The organism is Pseudomonas sp. LB1P83 (assembly GCF_054897885.1).
Map to the genome: position 1 here is coordinate 5659858 of NZ_CM142709.1, position 26684 is coordinate 5686541.

Annotated in this window: 25 protein-coding genes; 17 read left to right on the forward strand and 8 right to left on the reverse strand. The window is 59.1% G+C overall.

From position 1 onward, the window contains the following. Positions 1–44: 44 nt before the first annotated feature. On the forward strand, positions 45–932 hold the full coding sequence (rarD, locus tag ACYZTY_RS26025) for an EamA family transporter RarD (protein ID WP_461956020.1): 888 nt from the start codon (positions 45–47) through the stop codon (positions 930–932). Between the two features lie 215 nt (positions 933–1147). Here rarD and ACYZTY_RS26030 read toward each other — a convergent pair whose 3' ends face one another. Continuing rightward, positions 1148–1666, reverse strand: a complete 519-nt coding sequence (locus ACYZTY_RS26030; RefSeq protein WP_461956021.1) for a glycine cleavage system transcriptional repressor — start codon at positions 1664–1666, stop codon at positions 1148–1150. 602 nt (positions 1667–2268) lie between these two features. Here ACYZTY_RS26030 and ACYZTY_RS26035 point away from each other — a divergent pair. Then, a complete protein-coding gene (locus ACYZTY_RS26035; protein WP_461956022.1) occupies positions 2269–4461 on the forward strand; it encodes a malate synthase G in 2193 nt (730 codons plus the stop codon). A 202-nt stretch (positions 4462–4663) separates the two neighbouring features. Here the strand turns inward: ACYZTY_RS26035 and ACYZTY_RS26040 are convergent, their stop codons facing one another. Further along, on the reverse strand, positions 4664–5110 hold the full coding sequence (locus ACYZTY_RS26040) for a response regulator (RefSeq protein ID WP_461956023.1): 447 nt from the start codon (positions 5108–5110) through the stop codon (positions 4664–4666). Between the two features lie 255 nt (positions 5111–5365). On the opposite strand from ACYZTY_RS26040, the gene ACYZTY_RS26045 reads away from it, so the two are divergent. From ACYZTY_RS26045 to ACYZTY_RS26080, 8 genes are all read left to right on the forward strand, one after another. Further along, entirely contained in the window at positions 5366–7306 is a 1941-nt protein-coding gene (locus ACYZTY_RS26045; RefSeq protein WP_461956024.1) for a putative nucleotidyltransferase substrate binding domain-containing protein, read from the forward strand. After that, positions 7303–8010, forward strand: a complete 708-nt coding sequence (locus ACYZTY_RS26050; protein ID WP_131060950.1) for a 3'-5' exonuclease — start codon at positions 7303–7305, stop codon at positions 8008–8010. Before ACYZTY_RS26045 ends, ACYZTY_RS26050 begins: the two co-directional genes overlap by 4 nt. A 241-nt stretch (positions 8011–8251) precedes the next feature. After that, positions 8252–8770, forward strand: coding sequence for an RNA polymerase sigma factor (locus ACYZTY_RS26055; RefSeq protein ID WP_461956025.1), 519 nt, complete (start codon positions 8252–8254; stop codon positions 8768–8770). Then, the gene (locus ACYZTY_RS26060; protein ID WP_461956026.1) at positions 8767–9738 is read left to right on the forward strand and encodes a FecR domain-containing protein; all 972 of its coding nucleotides are present in this window, start codon (positions 8767–8769) and stop codon (positions 9736–9738) included. Before ACYZTY_RS26055 ends, ACYZTY_RS26060 begins: the two co-directional genes overlap by 4 nt. A gap of 248 nt (positions 9739–9986) precedes the next feature. Beyond that, the gene (locus ACYZTY_RS26065) at positions 9987–12413 is read left to right on the forward strand and encodes a TonB-dependent siderophore receptor (RefSeq protein ID WP_461956027.1); all 2427 of its coding nucleotides are present in this window, start codon (positions 9987–9989) and stop codon (positions 12411–12413) included. A 73-nt stretch (positions 12414–12486) separates the two neighbouring features. Next, the gene (locus ACYZTY_RS26070; RefSeq protein WP_461956028.1) at positions 12487–13620 is read left to right on the forward strand and encodes a PepSY-associated TM helix domain-containing protein; all 1134 of its coding nucleotides are present in this window, start codon (positions 12487–12489) and stop codon (positions 13618–13620) included. After that, on the forward strand, positions 13617–13796 hold the full coding sequence (locus ACYZTY_RS26075) for a hypothetical protein (protein ID WP_010467072.1): 180 nt from the start codon (positions 13617–13619) through the stop codon (positions 13794–13796). Before ACYZTY_RS26070 ends, ACYZTY_RS26075 begins: the two co-directional genes overlap by 4 nt. 267 nt (positions 13797–14063) lie before the next feature. Further along, a complete protein-coding gene (locus ACYZTY_RS26080) occupies positions 14064–14693 on the forward strand; it encodes a glutathione S-transferase (protein WP_131060945.1) in 630 nt (209 codons plus the stop codon). A 210-nt stretch (positions 14694–14903) separates the two neighbouring features. On the opposite strand, the gene creD is transcribed toward ACYZTY_RS26080, so the two are convergent. The 4 genes from creD to rloA2 form a co-directional block, all read right to left on the reverse strand. Continuing rightward, complete coding sequence (gene creD, locus ACYZTY_RS26085) at positions 14904–16274, reverse strand: cell envelope integrity protein CreD (RefSeq protein ID WP_461956029.1); 1371 nt, start codon at positions 16272–16274, stop codon at positions 14904–14906. A gap of 190 nt (positions 16275–16464) precedes the next feature. After that, positions 16465–17883, reverse strand: coding sequence for a two-component system sensor histidine kinase CreC (gene creC, locus ACYZTY_RS26090; RefSeq protein WP_461956030.1), 1419 nt, complete (start codon positions 17881–17883; stop codon positions 16465–16467). Continuing rightward, positions 17883–18563 carry a two-component system response regulator CreB gene (gene creB, locus ACYZTY_RS26095; RefSeq protein WP_461956031.1) on the reverse strand — a complete coding sequence of 227 codons (681 nt, stop codon included), beginning with the start codon at positions 18561–18563 and terminating at the stop codon, positions 17883–17885. The genes creC and creB overlap by 1 nt, the downstream gene beginning before the upstream one ends. 59 nt (positions 18564–18622) lie before the next feature. Then, on the reverse strand, positions 18623–19129 hold the full coding sequence (rloA2, locus tag ACYZTY_RS26100) for a retropepsin-like aspartic peptidase RloA2 (RefSeq protein ID WP_461956032.1): 507 nt from the start codon (positions 19127–19129) through the stop codon (positions 18623–18625). Positions 19130–19461: 332 nt separating this feature from the next. Between rloA2 and ACYZTY_RS26105 the strand changes: the two genes are divergently transcribed. Continuing rightward, complete coding sequence (locus ACYZTY_RS26105; RefSeq protein ID WP_461956033.1) at positions 19462–20349, forward strand: acyltransferase; 888 nt, start codon at positions 19462–19464, stop codon at positions 20347–20349. A 1-nt stretch (position 20350) separates the two neighbouring features. Here ACYZTY_RS26105 and ACYZTY_RS26110 read toward each other — a convergent pair whose 3' ends face one another. Further along, the gene (locus ACYZTY_RS26110) at positions 20351–20905 is read right to left on the reverse strand and encodes a DUF2780 domain-containing protein (RefSeq protein ID WP_461956034.1); all 555 of its coding nucleotides are present in this window, start codon (positions 20903–20905) and stop codon (positions 20351–20353) included. Between the two features lie 210 nt (positions 20906–21115). Here ACYZTY_RS26110 and ACYZTY_RS26115 point away from each other — a divergent pair, with 210 nt between their 5' ends. From ACYZTY_RS26115 to ACYZTY_RS26140, 6 genes are all read left to right on the forward strand, one after another. Continuing rightward, entirely contained in the window at positions 21116–21709 is a 594-nt protein-coding gene (locus ACYZTY_RS26115; RefSeq protein WP_461956035.1) for a fasciclin domain-containing protein, read from the forward strand. 53 nt (positions 21710–21762) lie between these two features. After that, positions 21763–22398, forward strand: a complete 636-nt coding sequence (locus ACYZTY_RS26120) for a sigma-70 family RNA polymerase sigma factor (RefSeq protein WP_461956036.1) — start codon at positions 21763–21765, stop codon at positions 22396–22398. Beyond that, positions 22395–23069: an anti-sigma factor gene (locus tag ACYZTY_RS26125; protein WP_461956037.1), complete on the forward strand. Its 675-nt coding sequence runs from the start codon at positions 22395–22397 to the stop codon at positions 23067–23069. The genes ACYZTY_RS26120 and ACYZTY_RS26125 overlap by 4 nt, the downstream gene beginning before the upstream one ends. A gap of 396 nt (positions 23070–23465) precedes the next feature. Then, positions 23466–23696: a cold-shock protein gene (locus ACYZTY_RS26130; protein ID WP_461956038.1), complete on the forward strand. Its 231-nt coding sequence runs from the start codon at positions 23466–23468 to the stop codon at positions 23694–23696. Positions 23697–24125: 429 nt separating this feature from the next. Further along, a complete protein-coding gene (locus tag ACYZTY_RS26135; RefSeq protein ID WP_461956039.1) occupies positions 24126–24503 on the forward strand; it encodes a hypothetical protein in 378 nt (125 codons plus the stop codon). A gap of 200 nt (positions 24504–24703) precedes the next feature. Beyond that, on the forward strand, positions 24704–25228 hold the full coding sequence (locus ACYZTY_RS26140) for a hypothetical protein (RefSeq protein ID WP_461956040.1): 525 nt from the start codon (positions 24704–24706) through the stop codon (positions 25226–25228). Positions 25229–25291: 63 nt separating this feature from the next. Here ACYZTY_RS26140 and fdhA read toward each other — a convergent pair whose 3' ends face one another. Beyond that, positions 25292–26491: a formaldehyde dehydrogenase, glutathione-independent gene (gene fdhA / locus ACYZTY_RS26145; RefSeq protein WP_007947729.1), complete on the reverse strand. Its 1200-nt coding sequence runs from the start codon at positions 26489–26491 to the stop codon at positions 25292–25294. Between the last annotated feature and the right edge of the window lie 193 nt (positions 26492–26684).

Genomic DNA, 26684 nt, shown 5'->3' on the forward strand with positions numbered 1-26684 from the left:
CCTTACAATCCCCTCTTTGTTAGCTGCCTAAGCAAGGATTCTGCATGCAAGCTGCCAACCCGCGTCGCGGGTACATCCTGGGCCTGAGTGCCTACATCATCTGGGGACTTTTCCCGCTCTACTTCAAAGCCATCGCCAACGTGCCCGCCGTGGAGATCATCATCCACCGCGTGCTTTGGTCCGCGCTGTTCGGCGCCTTACTGCTGATGGTTTGGAAGCATCCGGGCTGGTGGCGCGAGCTGCGGGAGAACCCGCGCCGACTGGCGATTCTGGCCCTGAGCGGCACGCTGATTGCGGCCAACTGGCTGACCTACGTCTGGTCGGTGAACAACGGGCGCATGCTCGAGGCCAGCCTCGGTTACTACATCAACCCACTGGTAAACGTGCTGCTGGGGATGTTGATCCTTGGCGAACGGCTGCGGCGCATGCAGTGGCTGGCGGTGGGTCTGGCAGCGGTCGGTGTGGCGCAGCAAGTCTGGCAAGTCGGCAGTTTGCCCTGGGTGTCGCTGGTGCTGGCGTTGACGTTCGGGTTCTACGGCCTGATCCGCAGGCAAGCGCCCGTCAAAGCGCTGCCCGGCCTGGTGGTGGAAACCTGGATGCTGGTACCGATTGCCATTGCCTGGCTGCTGTTCAATCAGACGGCCACCAGCGCTCAGCCCGAGTTCTGGACTACATCCGAAGCCTGGTGGCTGGTGGCGGCCGGGCCGGTGACGCTGGTGCCGCTGGTGTGTTTCAACGCCGCCGCACGGCATTTGCCCTACACGACGCTGGGATTTCTCCAGTACCTGGCACCGACGCTGGTGCTGTTGCAAGCCGTTCTGCTGTTTGGCGAGCATTTGTCTTCCAGCACGTTGGTCGCATTCATCTTTATCTGGGCAGGTTTGGCGGTTTACAGCGTGGATGCGTGGATAAGTCTGCGTCGTCGCAGCTGATCAAAAAACGCACAAAAACCTGCAGGCCACGTTTTTCGTGGCCTGCATTGATCCTTCCCAAGGTTATCCACAGCGTGATCCCCGCCGTTTGTGCGCAACTTGTTGAAACTGCTGGTTTTTTGATCAGATCCCGAAGAAGCCCGGCCGGCGTGGGCTGGCGGGCTGTCTCTACAGGTTATCCACAGGCAGGTGCACGTATAACTTGGATAACCCTGTCACGGTTCGCTGCGCAGTACCAATTCGACCATCAAATCGTCGGCCAGGGTTTCCAGTCGTGACTGCAACACGTCCAGGGACAAGGTGAGCGGCACCGCCAGAATCGCTTCGGCATGGAACAAAGGTTCGCTGCTCATTGGCGCCGGCCGCACTTCGGTCACCAGACGCTCCAGGTTCACCCCTTGTTCACTCAGCAGGCGAGTGATGTCACGGACGATCCCCGGGCGGTCATTGCCCACCAATTCCATGGAAATCGGTTTCCAGGTGCACGATTGCTCGATGCCACTTTCGGCGATCAACACGCGAATGCCGTGGGCGGACAACGCCTTCAGCGCATCGACCAGCTCATCGTACGCCTCAGCCGGCACGCCCACCCGAAGAATCCCGGCGAACTGACCCGCCATGCGCGACATGCGGCTCTCCAGCCAGTTGCCACCATGCTCGGCAATGCATTCGGCAATGCGCTCGACCTGCCCTGGCTTGTCCGGAGCGAATACAGTGAGTACGAGGTGGTCCATGGCGCAGCCCTCTAGTCATGACTTTTGTTATAGAAAAGCAAGTATAGGCAAGGGACCGGAATCAGCCCGGCACTGCTTTTTTGTGGCGAGGGAGCTTGCTCACGATGGGGCGCGGAGCGGCCCCCTGCATAATCCAGACAAACCGCATTGGCTGATTTTACGACTGCTTCGCAGCCGAGCGGGAGCAAGCTCCCTCGCCACGAAAGCTAAGCCCTATAGCAGCGCATCAAAGATTATGTGTACAACTTCATATATTTAACTGGAACAATCTCATACTTTTTTGAGAACATCACCATCCCCGACGTGACTGCAATGCGTCATGGGGTCGCAGAACGACGTAATTAGTCTAATTTTCACAAGCGCAATTCATCATGTAGTATGCCGCAGCGCGCACTACATAACGTTGGATCGATGTCTGCCACCGGCACAGTCGCAGCCCTGAAAGCCCTATCAGCAAGGCCTCAACGCCGTTGATCGGTTCCATTCCAGCCGCCCGAAATGGCATGTACTGGTGGAAGGGGTTTGTGGTTTAAATAGCCAGAGGCTTCATTGTTAATTTGAAGAGCTGAAAAGCGAAATAGCTGAGCAGAGTGAGGCAAGCAATGACTGAACACGTTCAAGTCGGTGGCCTGCAGGTCGCCAAAGTCCTGTTCGACTTCGTGAACAACGAAGCCATTCCCGGTACCGGCCTCACCGCCGATAAGTTCTGGGCCGGTGCCGACAAGGTCATTCATGACCTGGCGCCGAAGAACAAAGCCCTACTCGCCAAACGCGATGATTTCCAGGCTCGTATCGATGACTGGCACCAATCCCGTGCCGGCCAGGCGCACGATGCCTTGGCTTATAAAGCCTTCTTGCAAGACATCGGTTATCTGCTGCCAGAAGCGGCCGATTTCCAGGCAACGACGCAAAACGTCGATGACGAAATCGCCCGCATGGCCGGTCCACAGCTCGTGGTGCCGGTGATGAATGCCCGCTTCGCGCTCAACGCCTCGAACGCCCGTTGGGGTTCGCTGTACGACGCGCTCTACGGCACCGACGCCATCAGCGAAGCTGACGGCGCGGAAAAAGGCAAAGGCTACAACAAGGTTCGCGGCGACAAGGTCATTGCCTTCGCTCGCGCCTTCCTCGACGAAGCCGCGCCATTGGCGGCCGGCTCCCACGTCGATTCCACCGGTTACAAGATCGCTGACGGCAAACTGGTGGTCGCCCTTAAAGGCGGCAGCAGCTCGGATTTGAAGAGCACGGGCCTGCGCAACGACGCTCAGCTGATCGGTTTCCACGGCGATGCGGCTGCACCGACCGCGCTCCTGCTGAAAAACAACGGCCTGCACTTCGAAATCCAGGTCGACGCCAGCACCCCGGTCGGCCAGACCGACGCTGCCGGTATCAAAGACATCCTGATGGAAGCCGCGCTCACCACCATCATGGACTGCGAAGACTCCGTCGCCGCCGTCGATGCCGATGACAAAGTGGTGATCTACCGCAACTGGCTCGGCCTGATGAAGGGCGACCTGTCGGAAGAAGTCTCCAAGGGCGGTCAGACTTTTACCCGCACCATGAACGCTGATCGCACCTACACCGGAGTCGACGGTAAAGAGCTGAGCTTGCACGGTCGTTCGTTGTTGTTCGTGCGCAACGTCGGTCACCTGATGACCATCGACGCGATTCTCGACAAAGACGGCAACGAAGTGCCGGAAGGCATTCTCGACGGTCTGGTGACCAGCCTTGCAGCGATCCACAGCCTCAACGGCAACAGTTCGCGCAAGAACAGCCGCACCGGTTCGGTCTACATCGTGAAGCCGAAAATGCACGGCCCGGAAGAAGCTGCGTTCACCAACGAGCTGTTCGGTCGCATCGAAGAAGTCCTCGGTCTGCCGCGCAACACCCTGAAAGTCGGGATCATGGACGAGGAACGCCGGACCACGGTCAACCTCAAGGCCTGCATCAAGGCGGCCAGCGAGCGCGTGGTGTTCATCAACACCGGTTTCCTCGACCGCACGGGCGATGAAATCCACACCTCCATGGAAGCCGGCCCGATGGTGCGCAAGGCCGACATGAAGGCTGAGAAGTGGATCGGCGCCTACGAGAACTGGAACGTCGATATCGGTTTGAGCACCGGCCTGCAAGGTCGCGCCCAGATCGGTAAAGGCATGTGGGCCATGCCCGACCTGATGGCCGCGATGCTCGAACAGAAAATCGCTCACCCACTGGCCGGCGCCAACACTGCGTGGGTTCCATCGCCGACTGCCGCTGCGTTGCATGCGCTGCATTACCACAAGGTTGACGTGTTCGCCCGTCAGGCCGAGCTGGCCAAACGTGCTCGCGCTTCGGTGGACGACATCCTGACCATCCCGTTGGCAGTGAACCCGAGCTGGACCGCGGAACAGATCAAGAACGAACTGGACAACAACGCCCAGGGCATTCTCGGTTACGTGGTGCGCTGGATCGACCAGGGCGTCGGTTGCTCGAAAGTGCCGGATATCAACGACGTCGGCCTGATGGAAGACCGTGCGACACTGCGTATTTCCAGCCAGCACATCGCCAACTGGCTGCGTCATGGCATCGTCACTGAAGATCAGGTCATGGAAAGCCTCAAGCGCATGGCGCCGGTGGTTGACCGTCAGAACGCCAACGACGCGCTGTACCGTCCGCTGGCACCGAACTTCGACAGCAACATCGCCTTCCAGGCGGCGGTCGAACTAGTGGTCGAAGGCACCAAGCAGCCAAACGGCTACACCGAGCCGGTCCTGCACCGTCGTCGCCGCGAGTTCAAGGCTGCCAATGGCCTGTAACTGAGCGCTTGCGCCGGACAAAAAAGGCCCTGATCGAAAGATCAGGGCCTTTTTGTTGGCTTGAAATCGGTGGTGCTGCCTTCGCGGGCAAGCCACGTTCCCACAGGTTTTGTGTTGAACGGTAATCCTGTATACGACACAAGACCTGTGGGAGCGTGGCTTGCCCGCGAAAGCGATTTAACGGACAAAACAAAAACTGAAGTTAAGGCTCCATCCCCAATTCACGCTTGACCAGCGTCAGCAATATGCCCGTATCGATTGGCTTTAGCAGGAAATCCACCACGCTCAAATGCATGGCTGCGATTGCATCTTTTACGTCGGCGTCACCGGAGACAATGATGAACGGCATTGCCGCCCGCTCCGATGCACGCACCTGACGAATCATGTCCAGGCCATCAATATTCCTCATCCGCAGATCCGTAATGACCAGGCCGATTGATGGCGTCGTTTCCAACATCTTGAGTGCAGTTTCACCACTGGCGGCGGTCATGCAACGAATACCGTCCAATGCAAGAATCTCTGACAACAGCTCCCGCGCGTCTTTATCGTCATCAACGATCAGCACCCGCTGCGGTGGCAGGTCAGGTTCCAGCATGACGGCACTCAGCGCCTCGCGCTCGGCGTCACTCAAAATATCGTGGTCGGACATGGCTTTCTCTACGTTTTCATTTCAATTCCCTAGCACATCCGTCAGACATCGCTAAGCAGACCTACAATGTGCCCTTCGTCGGAAAGTTTTCCTATAGCCAATGTAGGAGGTTTTTCCCGCATTCGCGTCAGACATTTCCTAACTTCCGACGCCTGCAACGCCCGACCTAGACTTACGTCCAATGGGCACTCTGCCCGCAGGGGCCGACCATGGCTGAGTCATCCGACAACAACAATTCAAAAAAAGACTGCGGTCATGGTTATGAGTAAAGCGGACGCCTTCACACAGGCAGGGAAAACCGCGGTGTTGCAGAACATCCAGGGCACTTTGCAATTCCTTCAGCGCTTCCCGCCCTTCAATCAAATGGAACACGCCCATCTGGCGTACCTGGTTGAACAATGCCAGATGCGTTTCTACGCCCCCGGCGAGAGCATCATCAAACCTGCCGATGGGCCGGTTGAGCATTTCTACATCGTCAAACAAGGCCGGGTCGTGGGTGAACGCCCACATACGGCCAAGGGTGGCACCGAAACCACCTTCGAAATCACCACCGGCGAGTGTTTCCCCCTCGCCGCGCTGCTGGGCGAGCGCGCGACTCGCACCGAACACCTGGCCGCCGAAGACACCTTTTGCCTACAGCTGAACAAGCTGGCGTTCATCAAACTGTTCGCACTTTCCACCACGTTTCGCGACTTTGCCCTACGCGGTGTCAGCAGCCTGCTGGATCAGGTCAATCAGCAAGTCCAGCAAAAAGCTGTGGAAACCCTCGGCACTCAATACTCGCTGAATACGCGACTGGGCGAATTGGCCATGCGACATCCGGTGACGTGCAGCCCCGCCACGCCGTTGCGTGAAGCCGTGACCCTGATGCACGAGCAGCAGGTCGGCAGCATCGTGATTGTCGACGAGCAGAAAGCCCCGCTGGGCATTTTCACCCTGCGCGACCTGCGCCATGTGGTGGCCAAGGGCACTAACGACTTCAACGAAGCAATCGAGCGCCACATGACCCAGGCGCCGTTTTTCCTGTCGCCGGACCACAGCGCCTTCGATGCGGCGATCGCCATGACCGAGCGACACATCGCCCACGTCTGCCTGGTGAAAGACCATCGCCTGTGCGGCGTGGTGTCCGAGCGGGATCTGTTCTCCCTGCAACGGGTCGATCTGGTGCACCTGGCGCGGACCATTCGCAGCGCGCAGAAACTGGAAAACCTGGTGGCGATGCGTGGCGAGATCGGCCAACTGGTCGAGCGCATGCTGGCGCACGGCGCCTCTTCGACCCAGATCACCCACATCATCACGTTGCTCAACGATCACACCGTGTGCCGAGTGATCGAACTGACCCTCGCCGAGAAAGGTGACCCCGGCATTCCATTCAGCTGGCTGTGTTTCGGTAGCGAAGGCCGCCGTGAACAGACGCTGCACACCGATCAGGACAACGGCATTCTGTTCGAAGCCCGGGACGCGGCCCATGCGGCGGAAATTCGCGGCAAACTGCTGCCCATCGCCCAACAGATCAACCAGAGCCTGGCGCTCTGCGGCTTCACGCTGTGCAAGGGCAACATCATGGCCGGCAACCCCGAACTGTGTCTGTCCCGGGCCGAATGGGCGCGGCGCTTTGCAGCGTTTATTCGTGAGGCGACGCCGGAAAACCTGCTGGGTTCGAGCATCTATTTCGACCTGCGCGTGGTCTGGGGCGACGAGCAAGGCTGCGATCAGCTGCGTCAGGGCATTCTCGATCAGGTGAATGACAACCGGCTGTTCCAACGGATGATGGCCGAGAACGCCTTGCGCAACCGTCCACCGGTAGGACGTTTCCGTGAATTCGTGCTGGCGCGCAAGAATGGCGAGAAAGCCACGCTGGATCTGAAGGTCCAGGGGCTGACGCCGTTCGTTGACGGCGCGCGATTGCTGGCTCTGGCCCATGGCATCGAGGCCAACAATACCCTGGAGCGCTTTCGAGAATTGGTGGCCAAAGAGGTCATTGAACGGCTGGACGGTGCCGCGTACGAAGAGGCTTATCACTTCATCCAGCAAACCCGCATGCAGCAACATCAACTACAGACCCGGGAGAACTTGCCCTACTCCAACCGGGTCGATCCGGACAGCCTCAATCATCTGGACCGACGGATCCTGCGTGAATCCCTGCGCCAAGCGCAACGCCTGCAAAGCAGCCTGACCCTGCGGTATCAGCTATGAGCCTGTTTTCATGGCTGCGCCCGGCCATTCCCATCCTGCCCGGCGAGCTGCAACAACGTCTGGAACGCTTGCCTGTAGTAGCCGAGCTGAGCGAATGCAGCCTGCGCGAGCAGCGCTGGGTGGTGCTCGACCTGGAAACCACCGGGCTGAACCTGAACAAGGACCGGGTGCTGTCCATCGGTGCGGTGGTGATCGAGGACGGAGCGATTGATTTCAGCCAGCAGTTCGAACGCACGCTGCAATGCGTCGATATGAAGGTGGGGCCCAGCGTGTTGATTCACGGTCTGGGACCGAGTGCGATTGCCGCCGGCAGCGATCCGGGGCTGGCGCTGCTTGAGCTTATGGAATTCGTGGGAGACAGTCCGGTGCTGGCGTTTCATGCGCCGTTCGATCAACACATGCTTGGGCGCTCGCTGAAAGACCATTTGGGCTACAAATTGCAGCATCCGTTTCTGGACGTGGCGGACATCGCACCGCTGCTGTGTCCGCAGGCGCACATTCGCGATGCCGGGCTGGATGAGTGGATCGACTGGTTCAAGCTGGAAGTTTTCGAAAGGCACAATGCCAGTGCTGATGCGTTGGCGACAGCGGAGCTGGCGCTGATTCTGTTCAGCCGGGCGCGGCAGCAGCAGATTCATAGCCCGTTGAATTTGCAGCAGCGGTTGAGTCAGTGGAAACGCAGACAGCGCGCGCCGTCCTTTTAGATTTGCGGTGCCTGTTCTGGCCTCTTCGCGGGCAAGCCTCGCTCCTACGGGTCATCGTCAATTCTGGAATTGCGCATAACCTGTAGGAGCGTGGCTTGCCCGCGAAGAACGATAACGCGGTCCAACTGAAGCCCTCCCCATCAAAAACCACCTGACCAGTGGCCAATTGCTTACCTCCCCCGCCTCTGCCACAATCGCGAACAATTCTCGTTAGTTAACACTTCCCAATCGGTGATGCTGCGTGTCGTCAGTCCAAAGCCCCCAAAGTGAGCTCGTTGGTGCGTTGTATCGCGACCATCGCGGTTGGCTATTGGCTTGGCTGCGACGCAATGTGGCCTGTCCGCAACGGGCCGAAGACCTGAGTCAGGACACTTTCTTGCGTCTGCTGGGCCGTGATGAACTGAAAGAGCCTCGCGAACCGCGGGCGTTTCTGGTGGCGATCGCCAAGGGCTTGTTGTTCGACTATTTCCGTCGCGCAGCGCTGGAGCAGGCCTACCTCACCGAATTGATGCTGATCCCCGAAGGCGAACAACCGTCCGTAGAAGAACAGCAACTGATCCTCGAAGACCTGAAAAACATCGACCGCCTACTCAGCAAGCTTTCAAGCAAGGCCCGAGCAGCGTTTCTCTATAACCGTCTCGACGGCCTCGGCCACGCGGAAATCGCTGAACGTCTGGGCGTGTCTGTGCCTCGGGTTCGCCAATACCTGGCCCAAGGCATTCGTCAGTGCTACATCGCGCTGTACGGTGAGCCGGTATGAGCCCGGTCAGCTCCAAGCCGGTATCAGCTCAAGTGCTGGATGCCGCGATTGCCTGGCAATTATCCCTGGATTCCGGCAGCACGGTGGAGCGCGAAGAATTCGCCAAATGGCACGCGGCCCACGAGGACCACGCCCGGGCCTGGCGCCAACTGGGCATGCTCGACCAGCGATTCAGCGTCGCCAGCGGCCCGGCTCGCACGGCGTTACTGCAATCGCGCGAAAGCATCCGCCGACGGGTACGCAAGCTCGGCAGCGGCCTGGCCAGTATCGTCGCGGTGATCGGCTTGGCGCTGTTCGCCGGTGATCGTTATCTGCCCATCGACTATTGGCTGGCCGACCAGCGCACCGCCACCGGCGAGCAGCGCACCCTGCGCCTCACCGACGGCACGCTTATCAACCTCAACACCCACAGCGCCGTGGACGTGCGTTTCGATGAGAAGCAGCGGCTGATCATCCTTCAGGAAGGGGAAATTCTTGTCGAAACCGGTCACGGCGATGCCCGGCCGTTTATCGTCGAAACCCGTGAAGGCAGCATGCGCGCACTGGGCACGCGGTTCCTGGTCAAGCGCGAGGATGACGGCACGCGACTGAGCGTGTTGCAGTCAGCGGTGGCCGCCCATCCGCAGACGAGTCCTGAAGAGCAGATCCTGCGTGAAGGCCAGCAAGTGCTGATGCGCAGCAATGGCCTGGGGCCCATCGTCGCGCTGAACCTCGGTGCCGATGCCTGGACCCGCGGCATGCTGGTGGTGGACAACGCACGACTGGAGGATCTGGTGCACGAACTCGGTCGTTATCGACGCGGGCACTTGGGGGTTGCACCGGAGATCGCCGACCTGCGAATCACCGGCAGCTTCCCGCTGCACGACACCGACAAGGCCCTGAGCGCGTTGCTGCCGACTCTGCCGGTGCAGATTGAACAGCACACGCCTTGGTGGGTGACCGTGGCGAAGGCTGAAACCAAGCCCTGAGAGGTGTTGCGCCTGATATGCCGCCTTCGCGGGCAAGCCTCGCTCCTACAGGATGTCTTCATTCCACGGATCGACACAAAACCTGTAGGAGCGAGGCTTGCCCGCGAAGGGTCCTTCAACAACAGCACATCTCTTGATTCAGCCCTATCACTTACTGAATCGAAATTATTTTCATCCAGCCCTATCACTTTTGGATTCTCGTTCGGCACCTAGGCAATTGAGAAATATTTCCATTCAGGAGCCGCTGTATGTCCCGTTCGCTAGACACCTTGTTGCGCCCCAGCTTGCTGGCAGTCGCCATTGCCCTTTGCACGCCCTTGGCCAGCACTCAGCTGATCGCCGCTGAACAAGCGTCCAGCGTTCGCGCCTACAACCTGCCGGCCGCGCCATTGGCCAGCACCCTGAACCAGATCGCCAGCCAGGCGGGCCTCGCGCTCTCGTTGAATCCATCGCTCGCAGCAGGCAAGAACTCCGCGCCGGTCAAGGGCCAGTTCGACGCGGCCGGCGCCCTGCGTGAAGCCTTGCGCGGCTCCGGTCTGCAACTGGAACAGAGCAGCGCCGGCACCTACAGCCTGGTTGCTATTCCCGAAGGCACGCTGGCCCTGCCGGAAACCGCCGTCATCGGTGTCGAAAATACTGAAAGCGCCTGGGGCCCGGTGGAAGGCTACGTCGCCACGCGCACCGCCGCCGGCACCAAGACCGACACCGCGCTGGTCGAAGCGCCGCGCTCGATTTCGGTCGCGACCCGCCAGCAAATGGAAGATCGCAATGTGCAGAACCTCGATGACGCCGTGCGCTACATGCCCGGCATCGTCGCCAGCAGCTACGGCAGCGACACCCGCGCCGACTGGCTGCGCGTACGGGGTTTCGAACCGACCCAGTTCCTCGATGGCCTGCCTCTGCCAAAAGGCACGTACGCCAACCCGAAACAGGAAACCTGGAACCTCGATCGCCTCGCCCTGCTGCGCGGCCCGGCTTCCTCGGTTTATGGGCAGACTCCGCCGGGTGGCCTGCTGGACATGGTCAGCCGCCGTCCAACCGCTGAAGACAGCCACGAGATCCAGTTGCAATACGGCAGCGACAACCAGCGCCAGATCAACTTCGCCAGCACCGGCAAGATCGATGACGAAGGCCAGTTCCTCTACAGCTTGAGCGGCGTGGTGCGCGACAGCGGCACGCAGATCGACCACGTCGACAACAAGCGCTACAACATCGCGCCGAGCCTGACCTGGAACATCGACGAAGACACCAAGTTCACCTTGCTCACGCAATTCACCCGCGACGATACCGGCATTACCAGCCAGTTCCTGCCGGTGCAAGGCACCAAGATCGACATGCCGTTCGGCAAGGTGTCCCATCACAAGAACCTCGGCGACCCGGATTGGGAATACTACGACCGCACCTACTACGCGCTGGGCTATGCGTTCGAACATCGCCTGAACGACGTCTGGCAGTTCAAGCAGAACCTGCGTTACACCAAATCCGATCTGTCGTTCCAGGGGCTCACTGTCGGCTCGTATCCGTTCACCCAGGTTGATAACCAAGGCAACGTCGGGCGCACCAGCACCATCGTCGATGAAGACATCAGCCAGTTCGCCGTGGATAACAATTTCCAGGCCGACTTCGCCACCGGCGATGTCCGTCACACCCTGTTGCTGGGTCTCGACCACCAGCGCAGCAACACCAACTACACCTCGATTTTCGGCAACGGGTTGACCACCAACGTCAACAACCCGATCTATGGCCAGCCAATCGTTCGTCCGCCGCGCTCCACCGCGTTCTACGACTACAACCAGAAGACCTACCAGACCGGCCTGTACGTGCAGGATCAAATGGCCCTCGACCAATGGCGCCTGACCGTCGGCGGACGTGAGGATTGGGTCCACACCAGCACCGAGTTCTTCAACAAGGGCGACGCCACCAACACCGAACGCGACAAGGCCTTCAGCGGCAACGCGGCGATCAGTTACGTATTTGACTCGGGCTTCGTGCCGTACTTGTCGTACGCCGAATCCTTCCAACCCACCACCGGCGCATCAGCCTCGACCACCGAATCGTTCAAGCCAACCGAAGGCAAGCAATGGGAATTGGGCATCAAGTACCAGCCACCGGGCAGCAACACCCTGCTCAGCGCGGCGGTGTATGACCTGACCCAGAAAAACGTCTCGGTCACCACCACCGTCGGCGCGACACCGATCACCAGCCAGACCGGCGAAGTGAAGGTCAAGGGCCTGGAGCTGGAAGCGGTGTCCGACGTCACCGAAAACCTGAAGATCATTGCTGCCTACACCCTGGCCAAGTCCGAAGTGCAAAAAGGCGACAACAAGGGCAACCGTCTACAACTGATGCCTAACCAACAAGCTTCGCTGTGGGCTGATTACACCTGGCACAACGGCGTGCTGGACGGCTTCGGCCTTGGTGCCGGCGCGCGTTACACCGGCAACACCTACGGCGACCAGGCCAACACCTTTTTGGGCAAGGCCGATGCCTATACCGTGTTCGACGCCGCCGTCCATTACGACCTCGGCCGTCTGGACAACAGCCTGAAAGGCGCGTCCTTGGCGCTTAACGCCACCAACCTGCTGGACAAGGATTACATTTCCACCTGTGACAGTTTCTACTGCTACTACGGCGACCAGCGCAGCGTCGTCGCCAGTGCCACTTACAAGTGGTAATTGCCTGAGCTGAAACGCTCCAAGACCCAAGCCGTCCTTCGAGGACGGCTTTGGTATTTCTAAAGGCCATGAAATGAAAAGTAAAACAATTCGCCGCTGGTCGTTCGTCCACACCTGGACCAGCCTGATCTGCACGGTGTTCCTGCTGATGCTGGCGCTGACCGGCCTGCCGTTGATCTTTCACCACGAGATCGACCATCTGCTGGGCGATGCCGCCGAGTTGAAGCAAATGCCGGCGGATACCCCGCAACTGAATTTGCAGCAGTTGGTGCAGGCGGCTGAAAAGCATCGTCCCGGCGAAGTCATGCAGTATTTCGGCTTTGACGAGGAAGAACCCAACGGGGCGATCGCCATCATGGCAGCCACCGCTGGCACCGAGCCCAATTCGTCGCACACCTTCATGCTCGACGCCCGCACCGGCGAAGCGCTGGAAATGCCGTCGGCCAACGGCGGTTTCATGATGGTGATGCTGCGCCTGCACGTGGACATGTTCGCCGGCCTGCCGGGCAAATTGCTGCTGGCGTTCATGGGGCTGATGTTTGTCGTGGCGATCGTTTCCGGGACGGTGCTGTACCTGCCGTTCATGCGTCGCTTGAAATTCGCCACCGTGCGCCAGGACAAATCCACGCGTCTGCGCTGGCTCGACCTGCATAACCTGATCGGCGTGGTCACCCTGACCTGGGCGCTGGTGGTCGGTGTAACCGGCGTGATCAGTGCCTGCGCCGACCTGCTGATCGCCGCATGGCGCAACGACGCCCTGAGCGCGATGATCGCGCCGTACCGCGATGCACCACCACTGACGCACCTGGCACCGGCGACCCTTTTGCTCGACATCGCCAAGGAAGTCGCGCCGGGCATGCAACCCGATTTCATTGCCTTCCCCGGCACTCGGTTTTCCAGCGAACACCATTACGCCGTATTCATGAAGGGCAGCACCCACCTGACTTCGCACTTGCTGACTCCGGTGTTGATCGACGCCAGTACCCTGCACGTCACAGCAGTGGCCGAACGACCGTGGTACATGGACGCCATGGGCATGTCGCAACCCCTGCACTTCGGTGATTACGGCGGCATGCCGATGAAAATCCTCTGGGCGACCCTGGATGTGCTGACCATCATCGTGCTGGGCAGTGGGGTTTATCTTTGGGTGGTGCGGCGCAAAGCGGCAAAAAAACCTGTGCTCGAACAAGCGGAGGCGCAAGCATGAGGCCGCGACAGTCGAACTTCTGGAAGGTCTTCGCCACGCCCACCGTGATCGCCCTGCTCAGCGCCGCAGGGTTGTTCGCCGCGCTACTGGGCGATGGCGTGTGGGATGCCTTGAGCTGGCTCGGCCTGGGCGTCCCTGCCGTCCTTGCCCTGCGCGGCCTTCTGCAACGCCGCTGATTTGAACTCACTGGAGCATCCTGTAGCAGCTGCCGAGCAACGCGAGGCTGCGTTCGGCTGCGCAGCGGCCGCAGTCCGGCAAGCGCGGTGTACCTGAAACATCACGATTGCAGGATTACGACTGCTGCGCAGCCTCGCGCTGCTCGGCAGCTGCTACAAGTCATTGGCGTCACATGACGGCAGGCGCTTGGGTTTGACCACCATCCGCTTGAGCTCCCGGATCAACGCGCTATGCTGCCCAGCACTGCCCAATACCGAGACGTTGCCATGTCCGCCCCCAGCATGACCCTGTTCCACAATTCGTTATCGCCCTTCGTTCGCAAAGTCATGGTGCTGTTGCACGAAACCGGTCAGACCGACCGCGTGGCGCTGCAAGACTGCGTGCTCACGCCGGTAAGCCCGGACCAGACCCTCAACGAAGACAACCCGCTGGGCAAGATCCCGGCCCTGCGCCTGGCCGACGGCAACGTCATCCATGACAGCCGGGTGATCCTCGATTACCTCGATCACCAACACGTCGGCAACCCGCTGATCCCCCGCGATGGCTCGGCCCGCTGGCGGCGCCTTACCCTGGCCTCCCTGGCCGACGGGATCATGGATGCTTCGGTGATGGTTCGCTATGAAGTGGCCCTGCGCGCCCCAGAGAAACACTGGGACGCATGGCTCGATGGCCAGCGCGACAAGATTCGTCGCGCGCTGGCGCTGTTGGAGAAGGACGCGATTGCCGAGCTGACCAGCCATTTCGATGTGGCGGCGATCAGCGTGGCGTGTGCGCTGGGTTACCTCGACTTGCGCCATCCGGATCTGGGATGGCGCGAGGCGAATCCGCAGTTGGCGGCGTGGTATTTCGAGGTGAGTCAGCGGCCTTCGATGTTGGCGACGATGCCGAAGGTTTGAATCTTCGCTGACTGTTCCTGCCTCATCGCGAGCAGGCTCACTCCTACAGTGGTTTTTTGGTGTTCACAGGGTTTGTGTTCGCTGGAGATCCTTTGTGGGAGCGAGCCTGCTCGCGATGGCGGCACACCGGATCCACAGGAAACAACACCGCAATCAACGTCGCCAATACCTCCCCTTCCCGCTGATCCTCGCGCAACCCCAGCGACCGGCTCATTCCACCGCTCCAATATCAAACGCTAAAGGCTTGGCCGATTTCTGCCCGATCCCGTACCAGTCCAGCTTGCGGGTCAGCACCATGAACACGCCGAGCAAGCCGAACAGCAACAACGAGCCCATCAACAACGCGTAATCCTCGGCACTCAACAAGCCGTAGAGCAAGCCATACAGTGCCGCCAACCCCGCCGAAAAGCTCAAGCCGTGACGCACGCTGCGCAGCACATGGCAGACATAGAACCCGATCAGCAGCACGCAGCCGCCCGCCGATAACAGATAGGCCAAGGCAAAACCGATGTGCTCCGACAGCGACAGCAGCAACAGATAGAAGAACGCCAGCGCCACGCCCACCAACGCATATTGCACCGGGTGCACCGCGAGGCTTTTCAGCACTTCGAAGAGGAAGAATCCGGCAAAGGTCAGGACGATGAACAGCAACGCATATTTGATTGCCCGATCGCTCTTCAGGTACTGGTCCACCGGATCAATGAAACTCACGCCAAAGCTGCGGCCGTTGTACGCCTCGCAACCACCGCCGGACACACAACTGCTCAGCGCTTCTTGCAGGTTGGTGGAGAAAAACGAGGTCTGCCAGTTTGCGGTAAATCCCTGATCGGTGACTTCACGCTGGGCCGGCAGGTAATTGCCGATGAAGCTTGGGTGCGGCCAGTTGGCGCTCAGCGACACTTTGCTGGTCTTGCCCACCGGCAGGATCTGCAACTGACCGGTGCCTTGCAGCCGCAGGTCGAAACCGAAGGTCAATTCCGTCGCTTGTCTGGCATCCAGCGCCGGCAGCGTTACGTGTACACCTTCGCCTAACCAGCCCACCTGACTGCCCGGAACAAAGTCCAGACGCTGGTCGTTGAGTTCGAGTTTCAGGGCATTTTCGATGCCGCGAATGTCGCTGATGCCGACGGCCAAGAACGGCTGATCGAACTGGTAATCGGCGAAGTCTTCCTTGATGCCCAGTTGTGCCGGGACCGAGAAATGCCCGCTGATGCGGTTATCGGCATGGAACAACCGCGCCTCATAAATGCCTCGGGAACGCAGTTCGGTCTGCACCTGGCCATCAAGTTCGAAGCGTTCTGGGAGGAAATACAGACGACCGCGCTCTTCACCGACTTCCTGGTAGCGCTCGTTGGTTTTCTCGTTGAGTTTCCAGGTGCGCACCACTTTGCGGTACGGCACCACCATCAGCGGCCCGCTCAATTGCTGGCTGTAGCTGGAACTGCGGGCAATGTCTTCGAGCACACCGTCGCGCAATTGCTGGCGGTCCTGGATGACGCCGTTGATCATCAGCAACGGGATGAGCAATAACAGAATCAGAAGGGCAATGGCCCCGAGTTTTATGGTCAGGCTGCGGTTCATGGGACTCTCCCTGTTTGGATGGGGGAGAGTCTGGAATGGGTGTGTGGGGGATTTATGGGGGGAATATGGAGAGTGTGTGGAGACTGGGCCGGCCCAATCGTCGGAACGCCGCCCGGAGCCGGCTCACTCCTACATTTGACCGCGATCCCCTGTAGGAGTGAGCCTGCTCGCGATTGGCCACAACTCGGTCCTATGCCAGGCGCAATACGACTTCCACCCCACCCTCGACATTGCCAATGCTCAACGACCCGCCATGCAACTTGACCACTTCTTCCACAAAGTTAAGCCCCAACCCAGTGCTCTTGCGCCCGCTATCCGGTCGCGGCAGCGAGTAAAAACGCTCACTCAAACGCGGCAACGCATAGTCGGGAATCGCCTCAGCCTGGTTGAACAGCCTGAACTCGACCTGCTCCCCGACATGCTCGGCACTGAACCGCAGCACACCGTTGGCAGGCGTGAAATCCAAGGCATTCTCCAGCAGATTCCCCACCGCCTGACGCAACAGAAACGGCTCGCCATGCAGATTCATGTCCGGCGAAATCTGCTGTTCCACACGCAACTTTTTACCTTCGATACGCGCAGCTTGGGCATTCAATAACTCATCGACCAAACCCGCCAACGACACCGCCACTCGCTCTTCCAGCCCTTGTCGCTGTTCAACCTGGGCCAGGTTCAGCAACCGTTCAATCAACTGCTGCATCCGCACACTTTCGCTGTCGATGTTGCTGACGAAACGTTGTTGCTGAGCCAACGGCATTTCACCTTGCAGCAACTCCGCCGCACCACGAATCGCCGCCAACGGGCTTTTCAATTCATGGGTCAGGGTGTGCACATAACGCTCGACGTAGGCTTTGCCTTCCAGCTGCGTTCGCATCTGTTCCACCGCCGTCGCCAGCTGCTCCAGCTCCCCACCACGATAATGCGGCACCTCGACGCGCCGCCCTTCACTCACCGCCTGCGCATAAGCCGTCAACCGCCGCAGCGCCGCGCTCAACCACCACGACAACAGCGCGCCGAACAGCAGACCCAGGCCGATCAGCCCCGCGCCATAGGCGAGCAATCGACGTTCGGTGCGATCAACGTAAGGCTGCAGTGAACTGTTGGGCTTGGCCACGGTGACCACGCCGATGATCTGACCGTTGTCGCGAATCGGCGCGCCGACGTGCATCACTGAGGAGTTCGCATCGTTCGGATCGCTGCGGGTGGAACGCGCGCCATATTCACCGCGCAACGTCAGGTAGACGTCGTTCCAGCGCGAGTAATCCTGCCCCACCGCCGCGCCACTGGAGTCCAGCACCACGGTGCCTTTGGCGTCGGTGACGTAGATGCGGTGGTTGACCTGGTTCTTCGGCAAACCCCAGATGCTCGCCTTCGGCTGCCGTTCGCCGTAGGCCTTGAGCAGCTCGGGCCAGCGGTTCTGGTTGAGGGTGCCGGCCTTGAAGTCGTCACGCAGGATCTCGGCCATCAGGTTAGCGGTGTCGACCAGGGTTTCTTCCGTGGACTGACGCACCCCGGGGCGTATTTCTTCCATCACGGTGTTGAGCACGAAGTAACCAGTCAGGCCGATGAACAGCACGTAGACCAGGAAAATCCGGATCCCCAGCGGCATCAGCTGTGCCCCGGGCTGTAGCTGTAACCGAGGCCGCGATGGGTCTGGATCGGCTCGGCGTCGGCCTTCACCAGACGCAATTTGGCGCGCACGCTTTTGATGTGGCTGTCGATGCTGCGGTCGTAACCGGCATCGGCGGCGACACCCAGCGCATCGAGTAATTGCTCGCGACTGAAGACCCGTTCGGGTTGTTCCAGCAAGCATTGCAGCAGACGGAATTCGTGGCGGGTGAGGCTCAATGGCTGATTGCGATAACTGATCTGCACGCGTTCGCTGTCGATCCGAAACAACGTCGATGAGACTTCGGCCACCGGTCGCGGCGCCATGCGCTTGAGAATCGCCCGGACCCGCGCCGCGACTTCCCGGGGGCTGAACGGCTTGACCACGTAATCGTCGGCGCCGATTTCCAGGCCCACCACGCGGTCGATTTCCGCATCACGGGCGCTGAGGAAGATCACCGGCACTTCGCTGAAACGCCGCAGCTGCTTGCAGGTCTCGAAGCCGCTGATGTCCGGCAGGCCAATGTCGAGAATGATCAGGTCGGCCGGGGTCTGGCGCTGATGCTCCAGCGCAGCCGCGCCGAGGCTCAGCCAGGTGGTGGTGAACCCCTCGCCCTGCAACGCGAATATCAGGGTGTCGGCAATCGCCGCTTCGTCTTCGACTATCAGGATATGAGGCATGGCGTCCGAGCCCGGCAGTTAAGTGGGCGAACGGTGCCCCAAGCCTCACATTCCGTCAATCAGCAGTCGGGTTTGTCGGCGGTGAAACGTCGCGCCGGGTTTACCGCCGCGCCGAATTCACGCAGGGCCTTGGCGCCGATCAACAACGGATAATTGAAGCTGCTGCGGTCGGTGAGATTGACCTCGACGGTGCGCTTGACGTTGCCCAGGCACAGCACCAGATCGACCACCGGACGCTTGGTGGGCTCGATGGCTTCCTTGTCATCCTCGTCTTCTTCGGAGCGGGTCTTGATCTTGCTGATCCGCGCGACCTTGTGCTCGTAGACCTTGTTGCTCGCGTCTTTGGTGGCGAGGCGGAAACGCACCCACTCGTCGCCGTCACGGGTGAAGGTTTCGATGTCCTTGGCCGACAGCGATGCCGTCAGGGCGCCGGTGTCCATTTTGGCTTTAAGGACTTCGCCGCCGATTTCCGGCAGCGCAATGTATTCGTAACGCCCGTACAGCGTTGGCTCAGCGGCCAGGACCGGCAGGGCCACGAGGGAGAGCAGTGCAAGGAGGGATTTCACGTAATGGGCTTCCTTGGGGAATTGGGGCGTAGCCGAATTCTAGACCGCAAACAACAACGATAGTTGGACGACCACATAACTTTGTGGCGAGGGAGCTTGCTCCCGCTCGGCTGCGCAGCAGTCGTAAAATCGGTTCATACGGTGTAACAGAAACATCGCGTCGTATGGTTTTAGGGCCGCTTCGCAGCCCAGCGGGAGCAAGCTCCCTCGCCACAGAGATCTGATGAGGCTGCAGCATAACGATGTAAAAGTGAAACATTCGTCACCGCCGATTTGGCCTGTCGCCCGAAGCTGCTTATCATTGCGCGCCCGAACGCTTTCAAGAGTTACTTATGCGCCGCCTGCTCACCGGCTGTTTCGTTACCCTGCTGCTGTTGCTCAACACCCTGGTCCTGTTCGGGCCACTGATGGTGTTTGCCCTGCTCAAACTGATCCTGCCCGGCCGTTTTCGCGACTACGCCTCATGGGCGGTGATGTGGATCGCCGAAACCTGGGCCGAAATCGACAAGCTGATCTTCCGCCTGTGCATCCCCACCCCATGGGACATCCGCGGCGGCGATGATCTGCGCCGCTACACGTCGTATCTGGTGATCAGCAACCATCAATCCTGGGTCGATATCCCGGCGCTGATCCAGACGCTGAACCGCCGCACGCCGTTCTTCAAGTTCTTCCTCAAGAAAGAACTGATCTGGGTGCCGTTCCTGGGGCTGGCGTGGTGGGCACTGGATTACCCGTTCATGAAGCGCTACACCAAGGCATTTCTGGCGAAGCACCCTGAGCTGGCCGGCAAGGATCTGGAAATCACTAAAGCGGCGTGCGAGCTGTACAAGCGTCAGCCGGTGGCCGTGGTCAACTACCTGGAAGGCACCCGATACACCGCTGCGAAAAGCGCTCAACAGCAATCACCGTTCACTCACCTGCTCAAACCCAAGGCTGGTGGCGTGGCGTTTGTATTGGCGGCGATGGGCGAACAGCTGGACGCTGTTCTCGATGTGACGGTGGTGTATCCGCAGCAGAAGATTCCGGGGTTTTGGGACTTGATCAGCGGCACCGTGCCGAGGGTCATCATCGATATCAAGACCCGCGAACTCGACCCGGCGCTGTGGCAAGGCGATTACGAAAACGATCCGCAGTTTCGCGAAACGATCCAGAACTGGGTCAACCAACTCTGGATCGAGAAGGATCAACGCATCGACGCCTTGCGCGCCGGACGCCGTTGAATCAACTGCCGGTGCCGGCGCCCCAGATCCCGCCCAGGCTTTCCAGCAGCGAACCGCCGACGCCCTGTTGACCCAGGTATTGCAAAAGCACCGGGGCAAACTGGCCGATCATGCCGCTGTCCATACCCAACGCGCTGAAAGCGTTGTTCAGATCGTTGGTGTTCTTTACGGCGCCCAACGCGTTTTCCAGACCGGCCGATTTACCGGACGACCCGAGCAATCCAGCGAGCGCACCCAGCTCACCGCCGCCGGACAACTTGTCGATCCCCGGAACGCTTTTGGCCAGTTCCGAGTAATCGGTCGAGCTCAATTGATTTTTTGCCAGCCCCAGCATCGCCCCTGTTCCGCCAACGGCTTGTTGTGGCGTTACGTTCAGTTGGCTGAGCGCGCTCAACAAACCGGCTGTTTCTGAAGTCGGCGCCGCGGCGGCGGCTGCATTACCGCCCTGCATGCTCGAGGCCGCTTTGGTCACATCGTCCAGGCTGAACCCGGCGAAGACCGGGCCGGCCGCCAGGGTCATCAGCGAAGCCAGTGCAAAACCGCGTGAAATCTTCATCGAGACAACCTCTTTAGGCATAAACCGCCCACCCATGGGCGGCGAAAAACTGTGCGTTCGACTGGCATCCCCCGGGATTGTTCCCAACTCCCACAGGGATCATGCGCGTCAAAAAAGATCTTCCTGATGCTGCATCCAGTCTAACCCCGCCTGCGTATATCAAGCACGGACAGACTTTCCTGGCCGATTCCCTGCACAAGGATCATCACCATGAAATGCACTTCGATCAAAATGCCGTTGATTGCCAGCCTGCTGACCCTGGCCCTTGGCGGCGGATTCGCCCTGAACACCGTGCAAGCAGCCACCATGAGCCACGACTCGGTCATGGTCGGCGGCCAGAGCATGCTGCCGAGTAAGGACATCATCGATAACGCCGTTAACTCGGCCGATCACACCACCCTGGTCGCCGCCGTGAAAGCCGCAGGCCTGGTCGACACCCTCAAGGGCAAAGGTCCGTTCACCGTTTTTGCCCCCGTCAATTCGGCCTTCACCGCCCTGCCCGCCGGCACCGTCGACACTCTGCTCAAACCCGCCAACAAGGCAACCTTGAGCCACCTTCTCACCTACCACGTGGTCGCCGGAAAACTCGACATGATGACCCTGGCCGAGAAGATCAAGGCCGGTGGTGGCAAAGCCGAACTGACCACCGTCGCGGGCGGCAAGTTGTGGGTGATGATGAACGGCCCGCACAACATCACGATCAAGGATGAGAAAGGTGACGTCGCCGACATCACCACCTATGACGTGTACCAGTCCAACGGCGTGATTCAGGTCATCGACAAAGTGCTGATGCCCAAAAGCTGAGCCGTGCCGCCGGCTCTGCGCATCAGGGCCGGCGGTTTTGTGAGGTGTCCACCGTGAATGGAACAACAGCGCGCCGTGAACTAACCTCTGCCTGCAACCGGCACCATGCGCAGTCCACGTCGACTGTCTGGAGAACCGTTATTCCCATCGCCGACGCCGATCAGCTCAGGCAGCTTCTGGCCCAGTGTTCTTTGGGCAACCGCCGCGCTTTCGAGACGCTTTACCGCAGCGTCGGTCCACGGCTGCATGGCGTAGCACTGCGTTTCATGAAGCGCCCCGACCTGGCGGAAGAAGTCCTGCAGGAAAGCTTCGTACGCATTTGGAACAACGCCTCGCGCTACGAACCGCACCTGTCGGCACCGTTAACCTGGATGATCAACATCACCCGCCATCAAGCCATCGACCAGTTACGCAAACATCGCGACCGATCATTGAGCGAACTGGAAGAACAGGCGCTGGAGGATGAAAGCCCATCGGCCCATGAACAATTGAGCAGCGCCCGCGAGGCCAGCGCCTTGAACCGCTGCCTGGAAAGCCTCGAAGGCATGCAGCGCCAATCCATCACCGTGGCGTACTTTCAGGGGCTGTCGTGCTCTGAGCTGGCCGAACATCTGGCCGCGCCCCTGGGCTCGGTGAAATCCTGGATCCGCCGCGGTATGGAGCGCCTGCGCAGGTGCCTTGAGTCATGAACTATCAAACCCCGACCCTGCGCCGCGCCCTCGCTGCCGACTACGCGATTGGCTTGATGCCTTCTGCCGCTCGGCGACGTTTCGAACAGTTGCTGCTGGAGGATGCGGCCCTTCGCGCAGAACTGGCGCAGTGGCAGGAAAGCCTGGCCACGTTGACCGATGCATTGCCCGAACAACCGGTACCGGATCGCGTCTGGCAGGCCATTACGGCGCGGATTGAGCCGCAAGTACTGCATGTGCCAGAGAAACGTCCGTTCTGGAATTGGCTGCGAGTGACGGCGGCGGTATGTTCGCTGGTGATCGCAGTGACGCTGGGCGTGCTCTACAACCGCGACAATGCGCGTTACAGCGCCACATTGCTGAGCGCCGACGCGCAGCCTGCACTGAAGGTCGAAGCGCATGAGGATTATCTGAAAGTCGAACCGCTGACGCTGGCAGCGGTTGATCCAGGCCGCAGTCTGGAATTGTGGGCAATTCCGGCGGACGGCAAGCCGGTTTCCCTTGGGGTGATCCCGGCGGGCGGCAAGGGTCGCGTAGAGCTGAGCGATGCGCAGAAGACGTTGATCGGCAAGCCGATTGCGTTGGCGGTGAGTCTTGAGCCGAAGGGCGGTTCGCCGACGGGGCAACCAACGGGGCCGGTGTTGTATCAAGGGGCGTTGGCGGCTCTGTAAACCACGGCGGTGGGACGCGCTTTTTGTGGCGTGGGGGCTTATCAGCCTGCCGCACGCCCCGTTCGGTGCCGTAGCCGTCGTAAATTCAGCCGACTCAATACTCCTGACACAAAACGCAGAATGGCGATGGGACTGCATCGCAACTAGACGGGGCGATGCGGCGGCCCGACTAACTCCTTTGCCACAAGTTTTGTTTATCGCTCGGAATAAGTGACTTACTTGCGAGCTATAAAAAATATTTTCATTACGTCGAACTGGCATAAAAACCTGTCAGATCTGACAGTTGCGACCCATCCGCAGCGCAACTTAAGCTTAATTCGTGACACGGCAACTGGGTATAAGCCGCTAAATAGCTGCTCACACCTCTTCGTTTTCGAATATGTAGGAAGCATTAATATGTCGAACAGACAGGACGGTACGGTCAAATGGTTCAATGATGAGAAGGGTTTTGGATTTATCACTCCACAAGGTGGAGGCGATGATCTTTTCGTGCATTTCAAAGCGATAGAAACAACCGGCTTCAAAAGTTTGAAGGAGGGGCAATTCGTCAGTTTTGTTGCAGAAAAGGGACAGAAAGGAATGCAGGCTGCGCAGGTATGGCCCGATGGTAAAAGCCCGAATGATTGAAAACTCAATCAGACCTGCGCTGCCTGATGGTTAGCGCGGGCCATTCATTTTGGAGATGCAGCGATGAGGCGAAAAACAGGAAAGTTCGATCACTCACTCATGAACGACTCTAGTTCGGCGCCATCGACAAGTTTGGAAAACATAGATCTGGAGATTCAGCCAATTATCTTTAGCATCGCCCCAGATGACCGTCATCCAAAGGTCGGCGACAAGGTGACGTATGACCTCGTCCAAGGCGATAACGGAAAGTGGTACGCAGACAACATCAAAGTGGTTAGCGACCAACAGCCCCATTAAACCTGTTTATTTCGGCCCCTCTTCCGAACATCACCTGAAGCATGGGCTTTTCTTGAATCACCGCAATTAGCTGGCAATAGGTATCAACAATACTGCTTATTACAGACAAACAATACAAACAAGGAAACTACCATGCGAACAAGGATTATTGCCGGCCTGTTTACAATTCTGACCACTGCCAGTTACGCCTACGCAGATACCTGCCCGGATCCGTCAACTTTCGTAAAGATCAGCAACGGATATACCGCGACAGACGAGTCTGGTCGGAAGTGGGAAGGTGAATACTTTCTAGACGAAAAACCCGACTTTGGCTTTCAAAGCGCGAGATACATAACCCAAGACGAAGGCGAAGACGGTTTGATCAAAGAGGTCAGTCAAATGAGCTGCCGTTACGGAAACTTGTCTATGGATCACTATGCAGCCAAGTGGAAGCCAATCTCCGGAAAATGGGACAAAGACAATATCTGTATTGAGTCGATCAGAACATGCTCATTCTCCATGGGGCAATAAGCAACTCGTTTAAAGAATAAAAAATGGACCCAACTGACCGCCGCGCAAGGTTGTCTCTCTGAGCAAGTGTTATTCATAATTGTTCTAAAATACCAACTGTAAAAAACATAAAGGTATAGATAACTGTCAGATATGACAGTTGGCGATAGAATCGTATCCCCATAGCATTAGTACTCCAACAATATAACGGAGTACAACCCATGCAGTTTTTCACCCAATCAAACAACGCACTAAAAGGCCTGAAGCTCGGTGCATTAACGTTGATGACGCTGATGGCAAGCACCTACACGCTCGCCGAAAGTTGCCCGGCACTAAGCACTGTCAAAGCTACAAACGTTAACGGTATTTATGAATACAGCGTCGACGAATGGAAAGGCACCAACGAAGAGACAGGCGCCGACCCAGCGAATGTTGACTATACGAAAGCTGACGGTATGAAATTCTCCGATGTGATGCTCGCCCAGCGCAAGGTTGGTTCGCAGGGTGAGGATCCCGCCGATAAACCAGATAGCGTCATCAGCTTCGTAAAATGCAATTACGAAGGTAAAGGAAAAAACGACCGCGTCAGGCTTTCGCTGAGAACGCCAACAATGGCGAGCGGTGAAACAGGTATCTGGGCAGACGAGAACAAATCAACAAGCGGCAACAATAAAAACAGTGCTGGTACCGTTAACAAAGAATGTAAAGCAACCTCTGTATCGGCTTGCACATTTACCGTGCGCTGATTGCTGATTGGCAATGCAAAAAAAACGGCGCCTCAAGAGGCGCCGTTTTTTATTGCTGAACGTTTACGCCGCACTAAACAACTTATGCGGATCAATCACAAACTTCTTCGGCACGCCCGCATCGAACTCGCCATACCCGCGTGGCGCATCATCGAGGCTAATAACCTCTACGCCAACGATGTCGGCAATGTGAATGCGGTCCCACATGATGGCCTGCATCAGCTGGCGGTTGTACTTCATCACTGGGGTCTGGCCGGTGTGGAAGCTGTGGGATTTGGCCCAGCCCAGACCGAAGCGGATGCTCAGGCTGCCCATTTTTGCGGCGGCATCCACAGCACCTGGATCTTCGGTCACGTACAGGCCCGGGATACCGATTTTGCCGGCAACCCGCACCACGCCCATCAACGAGTTGAGCACGGTGGCCGGGGCCTCGTGTTTCACGCCGTCATGGCCGTGGCCGCGCGCTTCGAAGCCTACGGCGTCGACGGCGCAATCCACTTCTGGCTCGCCCAGCAGTGCAGCGATTTGTTCGTGCAGCGGGGTGTCCAGGGACAGGTCGGCGATTTCGAAACCCTGGGCCTTGGCGTGTGCCAGGCGGACGGTGTTGACGTCGCCGATGATCACCACCGCCGCGCCCAGCAGGCGAGCGGAAGCGGCAGCGGCCAGGCCGACCGGGCCGGCACCTGCAATGTACACGGTGCTGCCCGGGCCAACGCCGGCGGTCACTGCGCCGTGGTAACCGGTGGGCAGGATGTCGGAGAGGCAGGTCAGGTCGCGGATTTTTTCCATCGCGCGATCGCGATCCGGCAGCTTCAGCAGGTTGAAGTCGGCGTACGGCACCATCGCGTATTCGGCCTGGCCGCCGGTCCAGTCGCCCATGTCGACGTAACCGTAAGCACCGCCTGGACGCGCCGGGTTCACGCTCAGGCAAACGCCGGTGTGCATTTCCTTGCAGGAACGGCAGCGCCCGCAAGCCACGTTGAACGGTACGGAAACCAGGTCGCCGATCTGCAGGTTCTCGACGTCGCTGCCCTTCTCGATCACTTCACCGGTAATTTCGTGGCCCAGCACCAGACCGGTCTGAGCGGTGGTACGACCGCGCACCATGTGCTGGTCCGAACCACAGATGTTGGTGGAAACCACGCGCAGGATGACAGCATGGTTGATCTTCCTGCCGCGCGGGTCCTGCATTTTCGGATAGTCGATTTTCTGTATTTCGACTTTGCCATTGCCGAGATACACCACACCACGATTGCCAGACATGCTTTCACCTCGCTGTTGTTTTTATGTAGCGGTCGCGTCGCCATGGATCGGCGGCGCGTTGATTGCTCGGGTTGTTGCCTGTGTGTCTTTTCGTTGTCTGTCAGGGCCTCTTCGCGGGCAAGCCTCGCTCCTACACGGATGGAGTCGGCCACATTTTTTGCGGCTTGCCTCAATCCTGTAGGAGCGAGGCTTG

Excerpts from the sequence above, each read along its gene's own strand:
- ACYZTY_RS26130 (WP_461956038.1), top strand. The coding sequence starts at position 23,466 with ATGTCGAACAGACAGGACGGTACGGTCAAATGGTTCAATGATGAGAAG.
- ACYZTY_RS26035 (WP_461956022.1), top strand. The coding sequence starts at position 2,269 with ATGACTGAACACGTTCAAGTCGGTGGCCTGCAGGTCGCCAAAGTCCTG.
- ACYZTY_RS26140 (WP_461956040.1), top strand. The coding sequence starts at position 24,704 with ATGCAGTTTTTCACCCAATCAAACAACGCACTAAAAGGCCTGAAGCTC.
- ACYZTY_RS26110 (WP_461956034.1), bottom strand. The coding sequence starts at position 20,905 with ATGAAGATTTCACGCGGTTTTGCACTGGCTTCGCTGATGACCCTGGCG.
- ACYZTY_RS26065 (WP_461956027.1), top strand. The coding sequence starts at position 9,987 with ATGTCCCGTTCGCTAGACACCTTGTTGCGCCCCAGCTTGCTGGCAGTC.
- ACYZTY_RS26070 (WP_461956028.1), top strand. The coding sequence starts at position 12,487 with ATGAAAAGTAAAACAATTCGCCGCTGGTCGTTCGTCCACACCTGGACC.
- ACYZTY_RS26050 (WP_131060950.1), top strand. The coding sequence starts at position 7,303 with ATGAGCCTGTTTTCATGGCTGCGCCCGGCCATTCCCATCCTGCCCGGC.
- ACYZTY_RS26075 (WP_010467072.1), top strand. The coding sequence starts at position 13,617 with ATGAGGCCGCGACAGTCGAACTTCTGGAAGGTCTTCGCCACGCCCACC.
- ACYZTY_RS26115 (WP_461956035.1), top strand. The coding sequence starts at position 21,116 with ATGAAATGCACTTCGATCAAAATGCCGTTGATTGCCAGCCTGCTGACC.
- ACYZTY_RS26030 (WP_461956021.1), bottom strand. The coding sequence starts at position 1,666 with ATGGACCACCTCGTACTCACTGTATTCGCTCCGGACAAGCCAGGGCAG.
- ACYZTY_RS26105 (WP_461956033.1), top strand. The coding sequence starts at position 19,462 with ATGCGCCGCCTGCTCACCGGCTGTTTCGTTACCCTGCTGCTGTTGCTC.
- creD (WP_461956029.1), bottom strand. The coding sequence starts at position 16,274 with ATGAACCGCAGCCTGACCATAAAACTCGGGGCCATTGCCCTTCTGATT.
- ACYZTY_RS26125 (WP_461956037.1), top strand. The coding sequence starts at position 22,395 with ATGAACTATCAAACCCCGACCCTGCGCCGCGCCCTCGCTGCCGACTAC.
- creB (WP_461956031.1), bottom strand. The coding sequence starts at position 18,563 with ATGCCTCATATCCTGATAGTCGAAGACGAAGCGGCGATTGCCGACACC.
- ACYZTY_RS26060 (WP_461956026.1), top strand. The coding sequence starts at position 8,767 with ATGAGCCCGGTCAGCTCCAAGCCGGTATCAGCTCAAGTGCTGGATGCC.
- creC (WP_461956030.1), bottom strand. The coding sequence starts at position 17,883 with ATGCCGCTGGGGATCCGGATTTTCCTGGTCTACGTGCTGTTCATCGGC.
- ACYZTY_RS26080 (WP_131060945.1), top strand. The coding sequence starts at position 14,064 with ATGTCCGCCCCCAGCATGACCCTGTTCCACAATTCGTTATCGCCCTTC.
- rarD (WP_461956020.1), top strand. The coding sequence starts at position 45 with ATGCAAGCTGCCAACCCGCGTCGCGGGTACATCCTGGGCCTGAGTGCC.
- fdhA (WP_007947729.1), bottom strand. The coding sequence starts at position 26,491 with ATGTCTGGCAATCGTGGTGTGGTGTATCTCGGCAATGGCAAAGTCGAA.
- ACYZTY_RS26040 (WP_461956023.1), bottom strand. The coding sequence starts at position 5,110 with ATGTCCGACCACGATATTTTGAGTGACGCCGAGCGCGAGGCGCTGAGT.
- ACYZTY_RS26045 (WP_461956024.1), top strand. The coding sequence starts at position 5,366 with ATGGTTATGAGTAAAGCGGACGCCTTCACACAGGCAGGGAAAACCGCG.
- ACYZTY_RS26135 (WP_461956039.1), top strand. The coding sequence starts at position 24,126 with ATGCGAACAAGGATTATTGCCGGCCTGTTTACAATTCTGACCACTGCC.